We start from the raw sequence: 2,964 nt of genomic DNA on the forward strand, positions 1-2,964 counted from the left end.
GGAGCGCACATGGGCGTACGCAAGGAGATGAAGCGGGCACGGCGGAGCGTGGGCGGCAGGGCCGCCACCGTCGAGACCGTCCGGGACGAACACGGTGTCGTGCGCGAGGCGCGCACGCCCGCGCTGGCCGCGCCGCTCGCGCACGGCAGCATCGCGGACCTGCCGTTCACCAACGCCGCCGAGGCGCCGGACGCCGTGGTGCTCCGCCGCCGGGGCGAGGACGGCACCTGGACGCCGGTGACCGCCGGGGAGTTCGCCCGCCAGGTGACCGCCGTCGCCAAGGGCCTGATCGCGGCCGGCCTGGAACCCGGGGGCGGCGTCGCCGTGATGTCGCGGACCCGCTACGAGTGGACCCTCCTCGACTTCGCGGTCTGGGCGGCCGGCGGGCGCACCGTGCCCGTCTACCCGACCTCCTCGGCGGAGCAGGTGGAGTGGATCGTCAACGACTCCGGCGCCCGGTTCGCCGTCGTGGAGAACGGGGAACTCGCCGCCACCGTCCTGCAGGGCGTTCATCCCGAGCCCCTGCGGCTGTGGGAGATCGACGGCGGCGGCATCGCCGAACTCACCGTGCTGGGGCGGGAGACGCCCGACGCCGCGGTGACCGGACGCCGCGCCGTGCTCGGCCCCGACAGCATCGCGACCCTCTGCTACACCTCGGGCACCACGGGCCGCCCCAAGGGCTGCGTGCTCACCCACGGAAACCTGCACGCCGAGGCGGTCAACACCGTCGAACTGCTGCACCCGGTCTTCAAGGCGGCCACCGGCCGGGCGGCGTCCACCCTCCTCTTCCTGCCGCTGGCGCACATCCTCGGCCGGACCATCCAGATCGCCTGCCTGGCCGCCCGCATCGAACTGGGGCACAGCCCCAGTATCAAGCCCGACGAGCTCCGGCCGCTGTTCCGCGAGTTCAGGCCCACCTTCCTGGTCGGCGTGCCCTACCTCTTCGAGAAGATCCGCGACACCGGCAGGGCCACCGCGGAGAAGATCGGCCGTGGTGCCTCCTTCGACCGCGCCGAGCGCCTCGGGGTCCGCTTCGCCGAGGCCCACCTGCGCCGCTTCCTGGACCGGGGCGAGGGGCCCGGCCTCGCCCTGTGGGCCGGATGGGCCCTGTACGACCTGCTGGTCTACCGCCGCGTCCGCAAGGAGCTCGGCGGCCGACTGCGCTACGCCATCAGCGGCGGATCACCCCTCGACCGCGAACTCAACCTCTTCTTCTACGCCGCCGGCGTCCTGATCTACGAGGGGTACGGACTCACCGAGACCACCGCCGCCGCCACCGTCGTCCCGCCGCTGGAACCGCGCCCGGGCACGGTCGGCCGCCCGGTGCCCGGCACGGCGGTCCGGATCGCCGAGGACGGCGAGGTGCTGGTCAAGGGCGGCATCGTCTTCGGCTCCTACTGGAACAACCCCGAGGCCACCGACGCGGTGCTGCGCGACGGGTGGTTCGCCACCGGTGACCTCGGCGCCCTGGACGAGGGCGGCTACCTCACCATCACCGGCCGCAAGAAGGACCTGATCGTCACCGCCGGCGGCAAGAACGTGGCCCCGGCGGTGCTGGAGGACCGGATGCGCAGCCGGTCGCCGGTCGGCCAGTGCATGGTGGTCGGCGACAACCGCCCCTTCGTCGGCGCGCTGGTCACCCTCGACCCGGAGGCGGTCGCCCACTGGCTCTCCGTGCGGGGCAGGCCGGCCGGCACGCCGATGTCCGAGGTGATCCGGGACGAGGAGATCCGCGCCCAGGTGCAGCTGGCCGTCGACCACGCCAACCGGGCCGTCTCGCGCGCCGAGTCGGTCCGCGCCTTCGTCCTCGTCGAGGGGGAGTGGAACGAGGAGAACGGCCTGCTGACCCCCTCGCTCAAGGTCAAGCGGCACGCGGTCGCCGAGGTCCACAAGGAGCAGATCGAGGAGATCTACCGCAGGACTCCCTGAGGCGGCGACCGCCTGTCAATTCGTCACATAAAACCTGGCATTCGAGTGAATTCCGGGATGGTGCGTTCTGCGGAGTTTCCTCCCGGCGGTCACCTCGTTCTACTTCTCGGCAGGTCATGGTGCGAGCCGTACCAGTGAGCTCGCTCGGATCCGGCCGACACACTCGGTTCCGGCCGACACAGGGGCATGACCGTTGAGAAGGGAAACTTCATGAAGAAGAGCGTTGCTGTCGTCGCGGGCGCCCTGATGGCGGCTTCTTTCGCCGCCCCGGCCTTCGCCGACGCCGAGGCCGAGGGGCAGGCCGTCGGCTCCCCGGGCGTGGTCTCCGGCAACGTCATCCAGGTTCCGGTCGAGATCGCGCTGAACCTGTGTGGCAACACGATCAACGTGATCGGTGCGCTGAACCCCGCCATCGGCAACGTCTGCGTCATCAACTGACGTACAGGCCACTCGGCTGTACCCGGGCCGGCTCCGGCGTTCCCTCGGGGTGTGCCTGGGTCGGCCCTCTCCGATTCTCCGAGCAGGAAGACCACCAGTAGTGCGACAGTCTCTGAGCAGGGGCGCGGTCATGGCCGCAGCCGCAACCGGCCTCCTCGCCGCCTACGGCGCCCCGGCCTTCGCCGACTCCGAGGCGGAGGCGCAGGCCGCGAATTCCCCCGGTGTCGTGTCCGGCAACGTGATCCAGGTTCCGGTCAACATCCCGGTGAACGTCTGCGGCAACACGATCGACATCATCGCCCTCCTCAACCCCGCGATCGGCAACACCTGTGTGACCGACGTGGAGATCGACGACGAGGACGACCGCGGGAACCCGGGTGGCGGCCACCACCCGCACAACCCGCCCGGCTACGGCCACGAGGACCCTCCGGGCTACGGCCACGACAAGCCTCCGGCGCCCGGCCAGGAGAAGCCTCCGACGGACAACCACAAGCCGCCGACGGACAACCACAAGCCTCCGACGGACGACGGCCAGAAGCCGCCGGCCGACGACGACGAGAAGCCGCCGGCGGGCGACCGCTCGGTGCCGCCGGCCCC

General features: G+C 71.4%; 3 protein-coding genes. All 3 read left to right on the top strand.

The genetic code is table 11. From position 1 onward, the window contains the following. Window positions 1–9 precede the first annotated feature (9 nt). A complete protein-coding gene (locus tag HW445_RS24620; protein WP_180223131.1) occupies window positions 10–1,929 on the top strand; it encodes a long-chain fatty acid--CoA ligase in 1,920 nt (639 codons plus the stop codon). Between the two features lie 186 nt (window positions 1,930–2,115). Next, the gene (locus tag HW445_RS24625) at window positions 2,116–2,367 is read left to right on the top strand and encodes a chaplin (protein ID WP_306673353.1); all 252 of its coding nucleotides are present in this window, start codon (window positions 2,116–2,118) and stop codon (window positions 2,365–2,367) included. Between the two features lie 130 nt (window positions 2,368–2,497). Beyond that, window positions 2,498–2,964, top strand: a 467-nt coding sequence (locus tag HW445_RS34175; RefSeq protein ID WP_180223130.1) for a chaplin, incomplete at its 3' end; no start/stop codon positions are given.

The organism is Streptomyces sp. UH6 (assembly GCF_013421635.1).
In the GTDB taxonomy this organism is placed as follows: domain Bacteria; phylum Actinomycetota; class Actinomycetes; order Streptomycetales; family Streptomycetaceae; genus Streptomyces; species Streptomyces abyssomicinicus.